This is a genomic window from Candidatus Thiodiazotropha endoloripes (assembly GCF_001708965.1).
GTDB lineage: Bacteria > Pseudomonadota > Gammaproteobacteria > Chromatiales > Chromatiaceae > Thiodiazotropha > Thiodiazotropha endoloripes.
Genome location: NZ_LVJW01000006.1, coordinates 214,108 through 230,184 on the forward strand (window position 1 = coordinate 214,108; position 16,077 = coordinate 230,184).

General features: G+C 53.1%; 12 protein-coding genes. 1 reads left to right on the forward strand and 11 read right to left on the reverse strand.

Translation table 11 applies throughout. The features are described from left to right. Window positions 1–119 precede the first annotated feature (119 nt). The 7 genes from A3193_RS11540 to A3193_RS11570 all read right to left on the reverse strand — a co-directional run bounded on the left by A3193_RS11540 (window position 120) and on the right by A3193_RS11570 (window position 9,960). A complete protein-coding gene (locus A3193_RS11540; protein ID WP_069006248.1) occupies window positions 120–1,070 on the reverse strand; it encodes a TAXI family TRAP transporter solute-binding subunit in 951 nt (316 codons plus the stop codon). 101 nt (window positions 1,071–1,171) lie between these two features. Then, the gene (locus A3193_RS11545) at window positions 1,172–1,951 is read right to left on the reverse strand and encodes an alpha/beta fold hydrolase (protein ID WP_069006249.1); all 780 of its coding nucleotides are present in this window, start codon (window positions 1,949–1,951) and stop codon (window positions 1,172–1,174) included. After that, entirely contained in the window at window positions 1,951–3,147 is a 1,197-nt protein-coding gene (locus A3193_RS11550) for a class I SAM-dependent methyltransferase (RefSeq protein ID WP_235615037.1), read from the reverse strand. Before A3193_RS11550 ends, A3193_RS11545 begins: the two co-directional genes overlap by 1 nt. Window positions 3,148–3,188: 41 nt before the next feature. After that, complete coding sequence (gene lpdA / locus A3193_RS11555) at window positions 3,189–4,913, reverse strand: dihydrolipoyl dehydrogenase (RefSeq protein WP_069014914.1); 1,725 nt, start codon at window positions 4,911–4,913, stop codon at window positions 3,189–3,191. 391 nt (window positions 4,914–5,304) lie between these two features. Beyond that, entirely contained in the window at window positions 5,305–5,526 is a 222-nt protein-coding gene (locus A3193_RS11560; RefSeq protein ID WP_069006252.1) for a hypothetical protein, read from the reverse strand. A 343-nt stretch (window positions 5,527–5,869) separates the two neighbouring features. Beyond that, window positions 5,870–9,103, reverse strand: coding sequence for an EAL domain-containing protein (locus A3193_RS11565; RefSeq protein ID WP_141694789.1), 3,234 nt, complete (start codon window positions 9,101–9,103; stop codon window positions 5,870–5,872). Beyond that, window positions 9,100–9,960 (reverse strand): cytochrome-c peroxidase, encoded by an 861-nt coding sequence (locus tag A3193_RS11570; RefSeq protein ID WP_235614985.1) that lies wholly within the window; start codon window positions 9,958–9,960, stop codon window positions 9,100–9,102. The genes A3193_RS11565 and A3193_RS11570 overlap by 4 nt, the downstream gene beginning before the upstream one ends. Before the next feature lie 47 nt (window positions 9,961–10,007). Here A3193_RS11570 and A3193_RS20650 point away from each other — a divergent pair, with 47 nt between their 5' ends. Next, entirely contained in the window at window positions 10,008–10,364 is a 357-nt protein-coding gene (locus A3193_RS20650; protein WP_162272404.1) for a hypothetical protein, read from the forward strand. Window positions 10,365–10,486: 122 nt separating this feature from the next. Here the strand turns inward: A3193_RS20650 and aceF are convergent, their stop codons facing one another. The 4 genes from aceF to A3193_RS11590 all read right to left on the reverse strand — a co-directional run bounded on the left by aceF (window position 10,487) and on the right by A3193_RS11590 (window position 16,000). Then, entirely contained in the window at window positions 10,487–11,836 is a 1,350-nt protein-coding gene (aceF, locus tag A3193_RS11575; RefSeq protein ID WP_069014916.1) for a dihydrolipoyllysine-residue acetyltransferase, read from the reverse strand. Between the two features lie 78 nt (window positions 11,837–11,914). After that, the gene (gene aceE / locus A3193_RS11580) at window positions 11,915–14,569 is read right to left on the reverse strand and encodes a pyruvate dehydrogenase (acetyl-transferring), homodimeric type (protein WP_069006255.1); all 2,655 of its coding nucleotides are present in this window, start codon (window positions 14,567–14,569) and stop codon (window positions 11,915–11,917) included. 336 nt (window positions 14,570–14,905) lie between these two features. Continuing rightward, window positions 14,906–15,577, reverse strand: a complete 672-nt coding sequence (locus tag A3193_RS20905; protein WP_069006256.1) for a sulfur globule family protein — start codon at window positions 15,575–15,577, stop codon at window positions 14,906–14,908. A gap of 90 nt (window positions 15,578–15,667) precedes the next feature. After that, complete coding sequence (locus A3193_RS11590) at window positions 15,668–16,000, reverse strand: sulfur globule family protein (protein ID WP_069006257.1); 333 nt, start codon at window positions 15,998–16,000, stop codon at window positions 15,668–15,670. Between the last annotated feature and the right edge of the window lie 77 nt (window positions 16,001–16,077).

Below are 16,077 nucleotides of genomic sequence, written 5' to 3' on the forward strand. Positions count from 1 at the left end.
CGTAACCAGTTGATCTAAAAAGTCAGCTTCTGAGAATCGTGGAGTAACAGACCTGGAATGCAGAAAAAGCTGCAGCCAATCGGGATTGGCCACAGCTTGCAGAAGTTGCCTGGAATAAACTACAGCCAGCCCTTCTCTTTGTAGTAGCGCATCGCTCCTTTGTGAAATGGCGCGGTATTGCCCTCCAGCATGGCCGCAGCCTGAAGATGGGCGAAAGCAGGATGCAATTGGCGGAACTTATCCAGATTGTTGAACACGGTTTTGACCAGCTGATAGACAACCTCTTCGTCAACATGCTCGGCAGTGACCAGAGTCGCCTTGACGCCGAAGGTGGGTGTGTCGGCGTCACTGCCACGATAGACACCTCCAGCGACAGTCGCCGGTGCATAATAGGGAGTTGTCTCGATCAGTTTTTCAACCAGATCCCCGGCTACCGCGACCAGGTGGGTATCACAGGCGGTGGCCGCCTCTTTGATCGAAGCATTGGGGTGTCCCACCACATAGACCATGGCATCGATCTTGTTGTCGCACAGGGCTCTGGCCTGTTCAGTCGCCTTCAACTCCGAAGCCAGTTTGAAATCCTGCTTACTCCAGCCATGCTTCTCCATCATGACCTCCATGGTGCCCCGCTGACCTGAGCCTGGATTTCCGATATTCACCCGTTTACCTTTCAAATCGGCAAAAGCTTTGATGCCGCTCTCTGTACGGGCCATTACGGTAAACGGTTCACTGTGGATGGAGAAGACCGCCCGCAGGCTCTTGTTGGCGCCCTGCTTGGAAAACTTTGAACTGCCCTGATAGGCATGATACTGCCAATCCGATTGGGCCACACCGAAATCGAGCTCTTTTGCGGCGATGGTATTGAGATTGAAGATGGACCCGCCGGTGGATTCCACAGAGCAGCGTATTCCATGCTCCTTTCTGCCCTTGTTCAACAGCCGGCAGATGGCACCACCGGTCGGGTAGTAGACCCCGGTAAGGCCACCGGTTCCAATGCTGATAAACTGCTGTTCGGCACTGACACCGATCAATGGCAGCATCAAAAGACATATCCCGAATAATTTTTTCATCGATTACCTCCTCCGTTATATTTTTGATCTTTGAATTCTAATTCTGTTCGACCGCTGTTCAGACCGGCTTCCTCTGTGGGAATTGCTACACGCCACGGAAGTCACTTCAAAAAACTGGCCACCGCCTGAGCAAAAGGGGCAGGTTGTTCCGCATACAGCCAGTGGCCCGCAGCGTGGATCATCCTTCTGCGATTGTGCGGGAAGCAGTCGTCGATGCTCCTGATCGCCTGCTGGTTCACATAGTCCGACAGTTCACCATGAATGAACAGGGCATCCCCGGGAAAAGTGTTACCCGCTACCTCAGGAAAGTCTGTCAGCAGCGGCATGGCTTCAATCAAGCTCTGCAGATTGAAGCGCCATCCCCAACGCTCTCCCTGTTTTAGTAGATTCTGCAGCAGATATTGACGAACCCCTGGCTCGGCAACATAGCCGGACAGATGGAGATCGGCCGCATCACGACTCTCAAGCTGCTCCAGGGGCATAGTCTGCAGCCCCTTGAATATGGATGCAAAACGGTTCTCGTAAGCGACCGGCGCAATATCCGCCACCACCAGCTTCTCCACCCGCTCCGGGTTTGTGAGAGCGGTCAGCATGGCCACTTTACCACCCATGCTGTGTCCCAGCAGAGAGACTGTCTGCAGCTCGAGATGGTCACACAGCGCCAGCAGGTCATCCACCATCAGCGGATAGCTCATCTCACGGTAGTGTGGAGATCGGCCATGGTTGCGCAGATCGAGATTGATGATTCTGAACTGATCCTGAAGCAGCCGGACTATCCCCATCCAATTACTGGACGAACCGAACAGTCCATGCATCAGACAGAGGACCGGCTTTTGCGGGTCACCCTGATCTCTGAAATAGAGCGGCGGAGTATCAATCATCACAGTGTCCTGTCTGTTTCATGGGGGGCATAGAGACACTCAAGATCATAGAGTTGCATGAACAGATTCAGGCCCTGCTGCGGGTTATTGGACTCCCCGCTAAGCTGTTGAAGCAGCTGCGAAGCGGTAAATCCGCTGTCACTTTGTGACGCAGCAGTGAGCAGTTGATGTGGCAACCCTTGCGCAGCAATCGACAGCTTGCGCCCACGCAGCAACCACTCTGTGTTGCCTGACTCATCGGTTACCCGTTTTAACTGAGGACTCAGGCAAAAACGTTTTGACAGGAACGCCTCCCTGGTCAGGGGTAGTCGGGGCTGCTCCTCCTTTCTTGCCACCACCAGGGTCAGTTTGGGTCGGTAGGTCAGGCGTTCGATCAGTTGATAGGCCATCGAGGGTTCAATTGCCTGCAGTTGCTCGATCAGCGCCTCATCATCAAAGATCTTCTTTAGCGACCAATCATCCGGCTGATGCCAACGAATAAACTTCAAACCGGCCATATCCAGTAACTGCCACAAGCCCTCGATGTCATAACTCTGCTCATGCACATGCAGACATCGGTCGGCGAACTCCACCTCATCCACCGACGAGGTACCCTGCCAGCAGTTGCCTTGGAATAGCCCCCTCTCGGCGACCCGGGCCAGAGCCCTGGCCGTCGCCGCCCTTTGCTCATCTGGGCCAGCCGATGGTGAAATCATCTCCAGAGCCTGTAGAAACCGATCCAGAGGCTGCCGGCCATACCGACCATCGACCATCAATGACATCACTCCATGGGGCGCCAGTTGTTGGGTCAGCTGCTGCAGGCCTTTGAGCGGGTCACTCAGATGGTGTATCACCCCATAGGAGAGAATCACATCATAGCCCCGACTCACCCCTGGCAGAGAGGCCGGATTGAGCAGATCGGCAAGCTGAAAACTGAGGTTGGCGAGTGCTTCTGTGCGGATATTCGCCGATGCTTCGTCGATCGCCACCCGGTTGATATCGATGCCGGTGAACTGATCATCTGGCTGCAGTGCCGCGGCTGCGATCAGGTTGATTCCCCGTCCACAACCCGCCTCAAGCAACTGAAGCTGCTTGGGCATGCCTTCGGGTCGTTCGATGTAACTGAGCAGTAACCGTCCATGGTAGGCATCGCAATCGGGCCTGTTACCCGGCGGATAGGGGTAGGCCTCATAAAAGGCCCGCACAGCAGCAGTCACCCGGTCCAACTTGTTTTATCCTGGATCTCAACCAGCCCGGCTCAGCGCTTTCTCGGTGGCATCAGGTCGGTGATGCTGCCTTCCGCCATCTCTGCGGCAAAGCAGATGGTCTCATTGAGGGTTGGATGGGGGTGTATGGTCAAGCCGATATCCTCCGCATCGGCACCCATCTCCAGTGCCAGTACGGTTTCACCGATCAACTCACCGGCATTCGGCCCGGTGATACCGGCCCCGAGAATCCGCTTCGATTTTGGATCAAACAGCAGCTTGGTCACCCCTTCATCACGGCCGATACCCAGAGCTCTGCCACTGGCAGCCCAGGGAAACGCTCCCTTCTCATACTCGATACCCTGTGCCTTGGCCTCAGTCTCAGTCAGTCCCATCCAGGCCACTTCCGGGTCGGTATAGGCCACTGACGGAATGGTCATCGGATCAAAGCTGGATGGCAGCCCCGCAATCACTTCGGCAGCCACTTTTGCCTCATGGGTGGCCTTGTGGGCCAACATCGGCTGCCCAACCACATCACCAATGGCATAGATGTTAGGCACATTGGTCCGCATGTGCTGGTCAACCGGAATGAAACCACGTTCATCCACATTGATCCCCGCCGCCTCAGCATTGATCTTCTTGCCGTTCGGTACCCGACCTACAGAGACCAGTACCCGATCGTAGGTTTGCGGTTTGTCCGGTGCCTGCTTGCCTTCGAAACTGACCTTCAGACCACTCTTCTGAGCCTGAATATCGGTCACCTTGGTAGCCAGCATGATGGCGTTATAGCGCTTTTTGATCCGTTTCTGCAGCGGTCTGACCAGATCCGGGTCGCACCCGGGGATCAGATTGTCCTGCAGTTCCACCACATCGATCTTGCTGCCCAATGTGCTGTAGACCGTGGCCATTTCAAGCCCGATGATTCCGCCACCCACGACCAGCATGCGTTTCGGAACGTCAGCCAGTTCCAATGCCCCGGTTGAGTTGATCAGCCTGGGGTCGTCATTGGGAAATCCGGGAATCTCTACTGGGGTGGAGCCACAAGCGATGATGGCATCGGTAAAATCGATCGAGGTGCTACCCTCAGCGCCATTCACCGCAATTCGCTTTGGTGACTCGAAACGGGCCAGGCCGTGAACCACCTCAACCTTACGCTGCTTGGCCAACGCCTTTAAGCCACCGGTGAGTTTCTGCACCACTTTGTCCTTGCCGGCGCGAAGCTTGTCGAGATCAACCTTCGGCTTACCGAAGCTGATCCCCATCTCCTCCATTTCAGCCGCTTCATTGATCACATCCGCGGCATGCAGCAGGGCTTTCGACGGGATACAGCCAACATTCAGACAGACCCCACCGAGTGCCTCGTAGCGCTCGATCAAAATGACTTTCCTACCCAGATCCGCTGCCCGGAAAGCTGCGGTATAACCACCAGGTCCCGCCCCGAGCACCACCACATCAGCCTGCTTGTCTGCGGCACCTTTGACCGCCTCGGATACCGGCGCTTTACTGGTTGCCGTCGGGATTTCCGCCTTCTCCCCGGCGGCGAGTTCCAGTTTCAGGATCACCCCACCCATGGAGATCTTATCCCCGACCTTGACCATCAGCTCCTTGACCGTGCCGTTGTACGGGGAGGGAATGTCCATTGTCGCCTTATCACTCTCCAGGGTAATAATCGAATCTTCCGCATCGACCCGGTCGCCTGGAGATACCAGAATTTCAATGATATCCACCTGCTCGAAATCACCGATATCGGGAAGGGTCACTTCGACAATGCCGCTCATGTAGGCTCCTCACAGTATTAATTTTCTTAAATAGGCTTGTATGCAATAGGCATCGATCACCACCAGGGTAATTCGATATTGAACACAGGATAGTATATTACTTAACCCGGCGACTCAGTATGTTGAGTACAGCCGGATTAATAATAACCCTTTATAGCATTTCTGCCGCTGAGAACGAACAATCAGGCATGAATAGCCCTTAACCCGGCTCATAGCCGGATAAAACCCGGTGCCCCACTCTGCCACTTCAACAACAGAGTGGGGTTTCTACAGTAGCAGCAACCACACAGCTCAATGGCAAGATTTATGTTGCCTATGAGTTGGATATAACGCGGTTTGGTGAGGTAGGCCGGGAGAACTTATAAAAGTCAGGGTCACCCCCCTGTCACCACTACTGTTTCTCAGCGGCGGCCTGATTGGCTGCATCGACACCAGCTTCAAATGCTGCCTGATCACCCTGCTCCATACCCTGACCGCTCACTGCAGGCTCTGCCGGTTCAGTCATCGGTGATGCGGTATCGGCTTTGGTGCTGCTATCCGGGCCACTTGAGTCGCTACAGGCAACCAGTGTAAGGGTCAGGCTTAACAAGGCAACGGTAGTCAGTTTTTTCATAATTAAATCCCTCAATATTGCAAATTTGTCCTAGTAATCAGTTTGAGTGGTACAACTTCCGTCAATCAGGTTGCAACCACTTCTCCAGTCAGCCGACAGATCAGTAAACTCTCTGAATCACCATCGAGCATCAGAGCCACCTCAATCCATAACAGCGTTGGAGTCTCCTTCAGCAGCGGTTTTATATAACCAATCGGGGATTGAGGTTGTGACAGGGGCACCGGTATTGACCAAAAAACAGCGTGCAATTATTTGGGTTTGGATCGGGCGCTCAGATTTGATAACGGCAATCTTAAAATGGTGCTCAGCAGTCCATGGCCGATAGAATACGGATTGACAGCCCCTATGTGGTACCTGTCTCAAGCACATCGGAACTGAGCCAGAGTGTCAACTCTTTCGCTGACATCGGTTTGGCGTAGTAGAAGCCCTGTAGATTGTCACAACCGGTATCGACCAGGAATTCAGCCTGCTCTAGGGTCTCCACCCCTTCCGCAATCAGGGACAGATTGAGGCTCTGTGCCATCGCAACAATGGTTCGCACCAGGGTTACATCTTCAATGTCATCCGGTAGATCGCTGACAAATGAGCGATCGATCTTCATCGTATCAACCGGGAACCGCTTCAGATAGCTGAGTGATGAATAACCGGTACCAAAATCATCCACTGACAGAGAAACGCCGAGTGCCTTGAAATCAGACAACCAGGTCATCGCCTCATCGGTATCACGCATCAACAGACTCTCGGTGATCTCAAGGGTAATATAATCGGGAGAGAGATCGGTCTCCGCCAATACCCCCAGTAAAAAGCTGGCCTCAAGACCAAGCTCCCGTTGTCTGCTGGAGAGATTCACCGCCAGTTTGAGATCACTGAAGCCGGCATTGTGCCACCGCTTCAACTGCTCACAGGATTTCTTCAATACCCACTCACCAATGGGGCCAATCTGTCCGCTGTCTTCTGCAACCGGGATGAAGATTGCCGGAGAGACGGTACCCCGATGGGGGTGATGCCAGCGTAACAGAGCCTCGACACTCACCACCTTGTTCAGAGTCGGATTGATGACCGGCTGGTAGTAGATCTCAAGTTCATCCCGTTTGATCGCCTGCCGCAGATCCAGCTCCAGCTGTCGGCGCTCCAAGGTGTGCTGCTGCATCGATGCGGTAAAGAACTGGTAGGTATTTCGGCCCCGCTCCTTCGCCTGGTACATGGCCATATCCGCATTTCGCAGCAGGGAGTCCGCATTCACCGCATCATCCGGATAGACCGTGATGCCGATACTGGCACCGATATAGATCTCACGCCCATACAGAGAGAAAACTCGGGTTATATGATCGATGATGTTCGTGGCCACATTCGCCACAGAATCCATCTCCGTAACATCCTGCAACAGAATGATGAACTCATCCCCACCAAACCTGGCTACCGTATCCGATTCACGCAGACAGGCTTTGATCCGTGCAGATACCAGCTGCAACAGCTCATCCCCCACCACATGGCCGAACGTATCATTCACTACCTTGAAGTGATCGAGATCGATAAACAGCACCGCAAGCATCCAGTTTTCACGATGGGCAGCAGCGATGGCCTGATTCAATCGGTCGGATAACAGTGAACGGTTGGGCAGCCCGGTCAGGGCATCATAGTTGGCCTGATAACGGATCTGTTCTTCGTTCTCTTTGTGCTTGGTAATATCGGAAAAGACGGCGACAAACTCTTTTGCGATGCCGTGTTCACCTTTGATTGCAGAGATCGACAGCCATTCCGGAAACACACTGCCATCCTTACGCCGATTCCAGATCTCACCTGACCAGTAGCCTTTATGCAGCACAGACTCCCACAAGTCCTCATAGAAGGATTTGCTGTGGCGACCGGAACTGAGAATATTGGGTGTACGCCCTAAAACCTCTTCCTGACTGTAACCGGTGATTCTTGAAAAGGCCGGATTGACCGTTTTAATCCGGTTCTCCTCATCAGTCACCATGATCCCTTCCGCCGTGGTGTCAAATACTGTGGCATTCATTCTCAACTGATCTTCGGCCCGCTTCTGTGCTGTGACGTCCTCTTTGACAGCGATGAAGTTGGTTATCTTGCCTCGTTCATCCCGCAGCGGTGAGATCGACGCGGACTCCCAATAAATGGAACCGTCTTTGCGCTTGTTGTGGAACATACCACGCCACTCTTTACCTGCGAGCAGGCTGCTCCACATATCATTGTATTCCTGTTTGGTCTTGTCTCCACTCTTGAGGAACCTTGGATTTTGCCCAATCGCTTCTGCTGCCGTGTAACCCGAGACCTTTTCAAATCTCGGATTCACATACTCGATAATCCCTTCCGTATTGGTGATGATCACTGACGCAGGACTCTGCTCCAGTACCCGACCCAGCTTACGCAGATCCGACTCGGCCTGTTTTGACTCTGTGATATCACTTCTGACGCAGACCAGCCCACCCTCAGTGGTGCGGTTGTTACTGCTGAGATACCAGGCGCCGCTATCCAGCTTTTCCAGATACTGACCCTGAGGCAAGAGATCGAGAATCGCATCGCCCTCAAGGTTCAGATTTTTCACCCGGCTAGCAGCAACAGCCTGCAGCTCCTTTAAGGTGAGAGACTCCATATCTCGCTCTTTAAGCCAGGGATAGAAATCCTCGAAGCAGCGATTAAACAATACCAGACGACCGTCCGCATCGAACAGGGCAAACGCCTCGGAGAGGTTGTTCACCGCATCATGCAGACGATACCAGGCACGATTTACCTCCTGATGGGCATTATGCAGACTCCTGATCAGTTGCCACAGACCGAGCAGCAGAATGAACACCGCAACCATCAGCAGCATGATCAGCTCCCGTTTGGTGCTGGTCTCTGCTATCCGATTGGCTTCATGCCTGGCATGAATCGCCTCGAAATATTCCTGGCTCGAAATCTCCAGATAGCGTCGCTTCAATAGACCCAGTTTGGCAAGACCATGCAGATCAGAGTCGATATGAAACAGCACCTGCTCCAATAGTGACTGATTCCCGGTGATTTCCACCTTATACTGCTTGAGCTGTTCCAGATTGCGTTCAACTTCGGTGAACTGTGAATCCGCAGAGAACAGATGGTAGGTATAGAGTTGATTGATCAGTACCAGTATATCTTCGTAGAGTCTCGGCTCACTCACTTTCAGCTCATTCGCTATGATGGGCAGGTAGTGAATGCCATTACGCACCAGTGCGGCCTGAAATTTGATCTTTTCCAGCAGGGTGAGCTTTTCATCCATCCCTTGCCAATAGGTGGAAAAAAGATCCTTGAGTTGCTGATCATGCTCATCGATCAGCAGATTGATCTTTGCTTTCATCTCACGCAGATCGTTGGTCGTCATTACCAATGGGTCGTACTGAACCATCAGAAATGAGGAGATTCTCAGCATATCCCGATCGAGGCGGGCATCCAGCTTCTTCAATTGCAGCATGTTGTGTGAGATCTCTGCATACTCACTGGACTCATCATCCCAGAACAGCCCGAGCAACAAGGCAAATGCCAGGCTCAAGCCGATCAGCAATGCGCCGCGTTTGGTGCCGATTGATCTAAGAAACTTAATCATGGCTTGAATCGACTATGCTTGCCAACCAAAGTATGCAGAAAAGCAACGATATCCCGTATATCCTCATCGGGTATCTCACGACCCAACTGATAACGCCCCATCACCCGAATCGCTTCATCCAGGGTCGATACGGAACCATCATGAAAGTAGGGTGAGTTGACCGCGGCCAGTCGTAGGCTGGGAACTTTGAAATAGTGCTTGTCGTCCTCCTCTCCGGTTACATTGTATCGGCCATAGTCTGCCTCGGTGATTTCTGTATTTCTGTCTTTGAAATAGTCACCCTTGGCTCCCATATAGGCATACAAGTTGCCGCCCACATTGGCCCCCTGGTGGCAACTGATGCAGCCGTAGCTTTTGAACAGTCGATAGCCGCGCAACTCCCGCTCACTCAGGGTCTGCTCGCCGCTCAGCCAACGATCGAAACGGGAGCCCTCAGTCACCAGCGTTTTTTCGAAGGCGGCGATGGCGATTGCAATGTTCTCACCGGTAATGCCGTCACTGAAGAGCTGACCGAAAACCTCAACCATGGAGGCATCCTGACTCAACTTGGAGATCACTTCAGGCCAGGATGAGTTCATCTCAACAGGATTGTGCACCGGACCCGCAGCCTGAATCTCAAGACTCTCCGCCCGTCCATCCCAGAACTGGGCAAGATTGAAACTGCTGTTGTAAACGGTTGGCGCCTTGATTCCCCCCAATACACCCCCTACCCCGGCGGAACGAGGCTTTCGGTCTGTCCCACCGGTTGAGAGCAGATGACAACTGGCGCAACTCAAAGAGTTGTCCCGGGAGAGGCGTCGATCGTGAAACAGCTGATCACCCAGCGCAACCAGTTTCGGGTCGACTTCAAAACTCACTTCAAGGGGTCGGATGGGCTCATTCTTTATCTCATCAGCCCAAAGATATGGCACATAAGAAAGAAAGAATATCAGTAATAACAGCGTCTTATGCATATCAGCCAGACACCGAACCTAAACCAGCCAACTGCTGCACCACGACAACAGCCTTTGATTCAGATTCGATACGTATTTGTTTATTCCAATCCAAGTTCAAGCCAACCTTTAATCCTTTATCGGACAAGCCTGAAATTACTTTAAAGCCTAAGGAATTGCTTTCCGTCAGAAAATTGGAGATTCCACGAGTTGAAGAGGCACAGGTTGCATCCCTGCCCCTAAATCACAACTGTATCTGCGGAGTACGGCTGATTGTGCCTGCAACTGAGCTGATGAGAATCCGTTCGAAAGGAAACTCTAATAACTAAAGTTTAGTTGTTGTCATGCAACCATACAACAAGCCACAACTTATTAATTTGCATAAGGATTCAGACTTTAATTTATAAATTCCCCGGATCTGCTTTGTGATAGAAACAGACCTCATCGACCACTACAGCAGCAAGCGGCGAATATCCTCCAGCAACGATGCAAGCAGTCGGGTAAATCTGACACCTTCTGCACCGTCAATCACCCGATGATCATAGGAGAGGGAGAGGGGTAGCATCAGCCGGGGTTGGAAGTTCGCCCCATCCCATACCGGCTGCATGCTGCTGCGTGAGACGCCAAGAATCGCCACCTCCGGCGCATTCACGATCGGGGTAAAGGCCGTCCCACCAATACCGCCCAGGCTTGAGATTGAGAAGCAGCCTCCCTGCAGATCTGCCGGTGCCAGCTTGCCGGCTCTGGCCCGCTCGCTGACAGCCATCAGTTCCGCCGCCAGTTCGAAGACACTTTTCTTGTCCACGTCACGGATTACCGGCACAACCAGACCATTGGGCGTATCCACCGCCACACCGATATTGACGTAGTGTCGATAGATCAGCGCTTCGGCGTCACTATCCAGGGAGGCATTGAACGCCGGCATCTCCGCCAGCGCGGCGGCAACCGACTTCATCAGGAACGGCATCAGCGTGAGTCGAACATCCCGCTGCTCTGCGACCGCTTTCTGTGCCTTTCGAAAGGCCTCCAGTTCAGTGATATCCGCCTCATCAAACTGGGTTACATGGGGTACGGTCAGCCAGCAGCGGTGCAGATGGGCGGCACTGATCTTCTTGATCCGCCCCATTGGCTTGGATTCAACCTCACCAAAGCGGCTGTAGTCCACATCCGGTCCACTCGGCATTTCAAAACTGCCACGACCAGAGCCACTCGCTTCACCCCGGCGTAACGATTGTTTGACGAAATTCTGTACATCCTCTTTCAATATCCGCTGTTTGGGACCATGACCTTTCACCAGAGAGAGGTCCACCCCCAACTCACGGGCAAGGCGTCTGACTGAAGGGCTGGCATGGGGTTTGTGTGGTTCGCCGCTGATTATCGGACTCTCCGGCACCGGTGGGATGCGAGCCTCTTTATCCCCCGGGCGACGACCTGCCGCCAGATCATCGCCAGCCTCTTCATTTGGTGTCGGCGCAGGCGCCTGTACGGTCTCCACCTCTTCGGCTGCAGGTGCCGGAGCGGATCCGGCTGCCGACTCATCCGCAGCAGCCGATTCACTTTCAACCGCTTCGATTGTAAGGATCACATCCCCCTCACTGATCCGGTCCCCAACTTTAACCTTCAACTGCTTGACCTTCCCGCCATGTGGAGAGGGGATCTCCATGGTGGCTTTATCGCTTTCCAGGGTCAGCAGAGACTCTTCAACGGAGACTTCGTCACCTTCAGAAACCAGGATCTCAATGACTTCCACCGATTCGAAATCACCAATATCAGGTAACAGTACATCTGTCGTTTTACCCACGTCTCATCCTCTTTATTGCCATTCCGGCACTCTGTTTCTTAACGTCCGGACATGCCGCACAAGTTAATAACCAACCATCTATACAGTGCAGGGGTTGGGCTTATCCGGATCGATTTTATATTTCTTGATCGCCTGAGTGACCACTTCATCTTTCAGATCACCCTGATCTGCCAATGACTTCAAGGCGGCAAGTGCCACATAGTAGCGATTGACTTCAAAGAACTTCCTTAACTGACTTCGCATGTCACTGCGACCATAACCGTCGGTGCCCAACACACTGTAAGCGCCGGGCACAAAAGGACGAATTTGATCGGCATAGCTGCGGATATAGTCTGTTGCCGCAATCACCGGACCCTGTTGACCGGTAAGTTGCCGGGCCACATAGCTCTGTCGTTGATCCTCTTCCGGGTGGAGGGTATTCCAGCGCTCAACGTCCAGACCCTCCCGGCGCAGTTCGTTGAAGCTGGTTACACTCCAGATATCCGCGGTGACATTGAAATCTTTTTCCAGCAGCTCGGCGGCGGCGATCACTTCACGAAGAATCGTGCCACTGCCCAGCAGTTGCACACGCTTTTTCTGCTTACCGCCCTTTTTCAGCAGGTACATACCCTGCACAATGCCCTCTTCCACACCCTCGGGCATGGCCGGCTGGAGATAATTCTCATTCATCACGGTGATGTAGTAGAAAACATTTTCCTGCTGCTGATACATGCGCCGCATGCCATCCAGCACGATCACCGTCAGTTCATAGGCAAATGCCGGATCATAGGAGACACAGTTGGGAATGGTCGCCGCCACCAGATGGCTATGGCCATCCTGGTGCTGCAATCCCTCACCAGCCAGGGTTGTTCTGCCTGCGGTGCCGCCGATCAGGAATCCGCGTGCCTGCATGTCACCGGCCGCCCAGGCCAGATCGCCAATACGCTGGAAGCCGAACATGGAGTAGTAGATATAGAAGGGGATCATGCTGACCCCGTGGTTGCTATAGGAGGTAGCGGCCGCAATCCAGGAGGACATGGCGCCCGCCTCATTGATACCCTCCTGCAGAATCTGGCCTTTCTTATCCTCCCGATAGAACATCACCTGGTCCGCATCCACCGGCTCGTAGAGCTGCCCTACCGATGAGTAGATACCCAACTGCCTGAACATACCCTCCATACCGAATGTCCGGGCCTCGTCAGGAACAATCGGTACGATCTGCTTTCCAAGCTGTTTATCCCGTATCAGCATATTCAACAGTCGAACAAAGGCCATGGTGGTGGATTGCTCCCGATCACTACTACCCTCAAGCAGCGCTTTGAAACTCTCCAGCGGAGGCACTGTCATGGCTTCAACCTTGGTGCGCCGCTGAGGTAGAAAGCCTCCCAGCTTGCTACGTTGCTCATGCATGTATTTCATCTCCGGACTGTCTGCCGGAGGCTTATAGAAAGGCGCCGCACCGATCTGATCATCGGAAATCGGAATGTTGAAACGATCCCTGAAGGCCTTCAGCGCCGCTTCACCCATCTTCTTCTGTGAATGAGTGATGTTCTGCCCTTCACCGGCCACACCCATACCGTAACCTTTCACGGTTTTCGCCAGAATCACGGTTGGCTGACCTTTGTGGGCGGTCGCTTCGGCATAGGCGGCGAACACCTTATGGGGATCATGCCCACCACGATTGAGGCGCCAGATGTCCTCGTCGGTCATATTCGCGACCATCTCATCCAGCTCGGGATATTTACCGAAAAAGTGTTCACGGGTGTAGGCGCCACCTTTCGCCTTATAGGCCTGGTAATCACCATCCACACACTCTTCCATGCGTTTCACCAGGATACCGTTTTTGTCCCGGGCAAAAAGCGGATCCCAGTAGCCGCCCCAGATGACCTTGAGCACATTCCAGCCGGCACCCCGGAAGACCCCTTCCAGCTCCTGAATGATCTTGCCGTTACCGCGCACCGGACCATCCAGTCGCTGCAGGTTACAGTTGATAACAAAGACAAGATTGTCGAGACGCTCTCTGCCCGCCAGGGAAATCGCACCCAATGCTTCCGGTTCATCCATCTCGCCATCCCCACAGAAGGCCCACACCTTACGCTGTTCCGTGTTGACCATTCCCCGATCATGCAGATAGCGCATGAAGCGGGCCTGATAGATCGCCATCAGTGGACCAAGCCCCATGGAAACGGTGGGGAATTGCCAGAATCCCGGCATCAGCCAGGGGTGAGGATAGGAGGAGAGCCCATGGCCATCCACCTCCTGACGGAAGCTATAGAGCTGCTCTTCACTCAGTCTTCCCTCCAGGTAGGCCCTGGCATAGACACCTGGTGCGGAATGGCCCTGGAAAAAGATCAGATCCCCATCCCGCTCTTTGGTCGGGGCATGAAAAAAATGGTTGAAGCCCACATCGAACAGGGTCGCGCCGGAGGCAAAACTCGAGATATGACCACCAAGTTCGGTGGAGATTCGGTTTGCCTGTACCACCATCGCCATCGCATTCCAGCGAATGAAGGAGCGAATACGACGCTCCATCGCCCGGTCGCCCGGAAATCGCTGCTGTTTGGTTACCGGGATGGTATTGACATAGGCGGTGTTGGCGCTGAATGGCAGATAAGCGCCGGAGCGACGGGCCTTGTCAACCAGGCGTTCGATCAAAAAATGGGCACGCTCCACCCCCTCATTCTCGAGTACGGCCTCCAGGGCGTCCAGCCACTCCTGTGTCTCAATGGGGTCGATATCGGGTCTACTTGGCATTGTTATTCTCTAGCTGTTCGGTTTGGCGTCAGGGATTAAGCTGATGCAACTCCATTCACCTCTGCCGGGTAAAACCGTCAGAGTTAGAATGAAAACTATTTGGATTACCAATAATTTGGATTGATCTCGGTAATATACAACAAGATGAGAAGGATTTCAGCGTTATCTGATAGTAATTTTTGATGACCTAATCCACTGTTTTTACAATTGAATTAGGATTTATGCTGAATTTTGTTGAAGCTAAAAGAAACACCCTGGAAAATACCCTGAAAACATAAAAAAAGGCGCATCCAGATTGCTCTGGATGCGCCTTTTCTGCAATGGATCTTAGTTAAATCAGATCTCTTTGCGAGCTTCGATCGAAGGCATTTCGAAAGGCTTGCGCTCCATGGCAACCTTACGACGCTCTTCCATCTGCTTCATTGCTTCAGCACGACGGGCTTCCATCTCTTTAACGATTTCGTCGCGACGGGCTTTGGACTCTTCCATACGCTTGGCAACAGCTTCCGGCATTTCAGGACGCTTCGGAGCGGTCTGCTCAAAACGGGCCATCATCTCTTTGCGGTAAGCTTCCTGCTGCTCCTGTCTGGCTTTCATGTCAGCTTCCATAGCGGCGAAAGGATCAGAGTTACTGAACTGCTCAGCGTACTGACGCTGTGCGGCGACAGCCTGCTCGAATGCTTTCTGCTGCTGCTCGGCGAAAGCTTTCTGCTGTTCAGCAAATGCTTTCTGCTGCTCAGCCATGGCACTCTGCTGCTCTTCGGTCAGAGCGGGTGCATAGTGAGGTGCGTAACCATAGTAGTAAGGATGATCATAACCGTAACCACGGCCATAACCACGGCCGTAGCCGTTACCACGTGCACGCATGTTGAATGAGAAGTCGAAGTCTCCGGCGCCGAAGCCATCACCAAAAAAGTCGTCACTCCAGCTGTCACCCCACCAGGCGTTAACAGTTGCGGAGCTGGCTGCCAAGGCAATCGCAGCGGCAATGATTGAAATCTTTTTCATTGTAAAGTACCCAAAAAATCTGTGTTTTGAAAACTACGCATGTCTATCTAGGCACATCCCTGTGCAAATGGATCCTTTTATATAAACTGCTTATTTAGCAGGAGCGGCAGGCGCTGCAGGTGCAGCAGGAGCTGCAGGTGCAGGATAGCCATAAGGGGCATAACCGTAACCGTAAGGTGCGCCATAGCCGTAAGGACCATAGCCGTTGTATCCACGGTAGTAGTTGTTGCCACGACCATAACCAGAACCACGTGCACTACCACTCATTCCGAAACTGAAGTCACCGGAGCCATCACCCCAGCCGTCGCCCCAACCATCGTTACCCCATCCACGGTTGTAACCAGGGCCACCCCACCATGCAGATGCAGAAGCGGAAGCAACGATAAGTGCAGCAGCGGCAGCAGCTTGAACAGTCTTTTTCATTTCACTCTCCTCAAGATAGAATGTCGTCTTCGAATTTTGTTAAGAAAGCAGATACTGCGCAGCTTTCGAGGTATAGA

Coding starts and splice junctions, on each gene's coding strand:
- A3193_RS11540 (WP_069006248.1), bottom strand. CDS start 1,070: ATGAAAAAATTATTCGGGATATGTCTTTTGATGCTGCCATTGATCGGT.
- A3193_RS11545 (WP_069006249.1), bottom strand. CDS start 1,951: ATGATTGATACTCCGCCGCTCTATTTCAGAGATCAGGGTGACCCGCAA.
- lpdA (WP_069014914.1), bottom strand. CDS start 4,913: ATGAGCGGCATTGTCGAAGTGACCCTTCCCGATATCGGTGATTTCGAG.
- A3193_RS11560 (WP_069006252.1), bottom strand. CDS start 5,526: ATGAAAAAACTGACTACCGTTGCCTTGTTAAGCCTGACCCTTACACTG.
- A3193_RS11565 (WP_141694789.1), bottom strand. CDS start 9,103: ATGATTAAGTTTCTTAGATCAATCGGCACCAAACGCGGCGCATTGCTG.
- A3193_RS20650 (WP_162272404.1), top strand. CDS start 10,008: ATGGCACATAAGAAAGAAAGAATATCAGTAATAACAGCGTCTTATGCA.
- aceE (WP_069006255.1), bottom strand. CDS start 14,569: ATGCCAAGTAGACCCGATATCGACCCCATTGAGACACAGGAGTGGCTG.
- A3193_RS20905 (WP_069006256.1), bottom strand. CDS start 15,577: ATGAAAAAGATTTCAATCATTGCCGCTGCGATTGCCTTGGCAGCCAGC.
- A3193_RS11590 (WP_069006257.1), bottom strand. CDS start 16,000: ATGAAAAAGACTGTTCAAGCTGCTGCCGCTGCTGCACTTATCGTTGCT.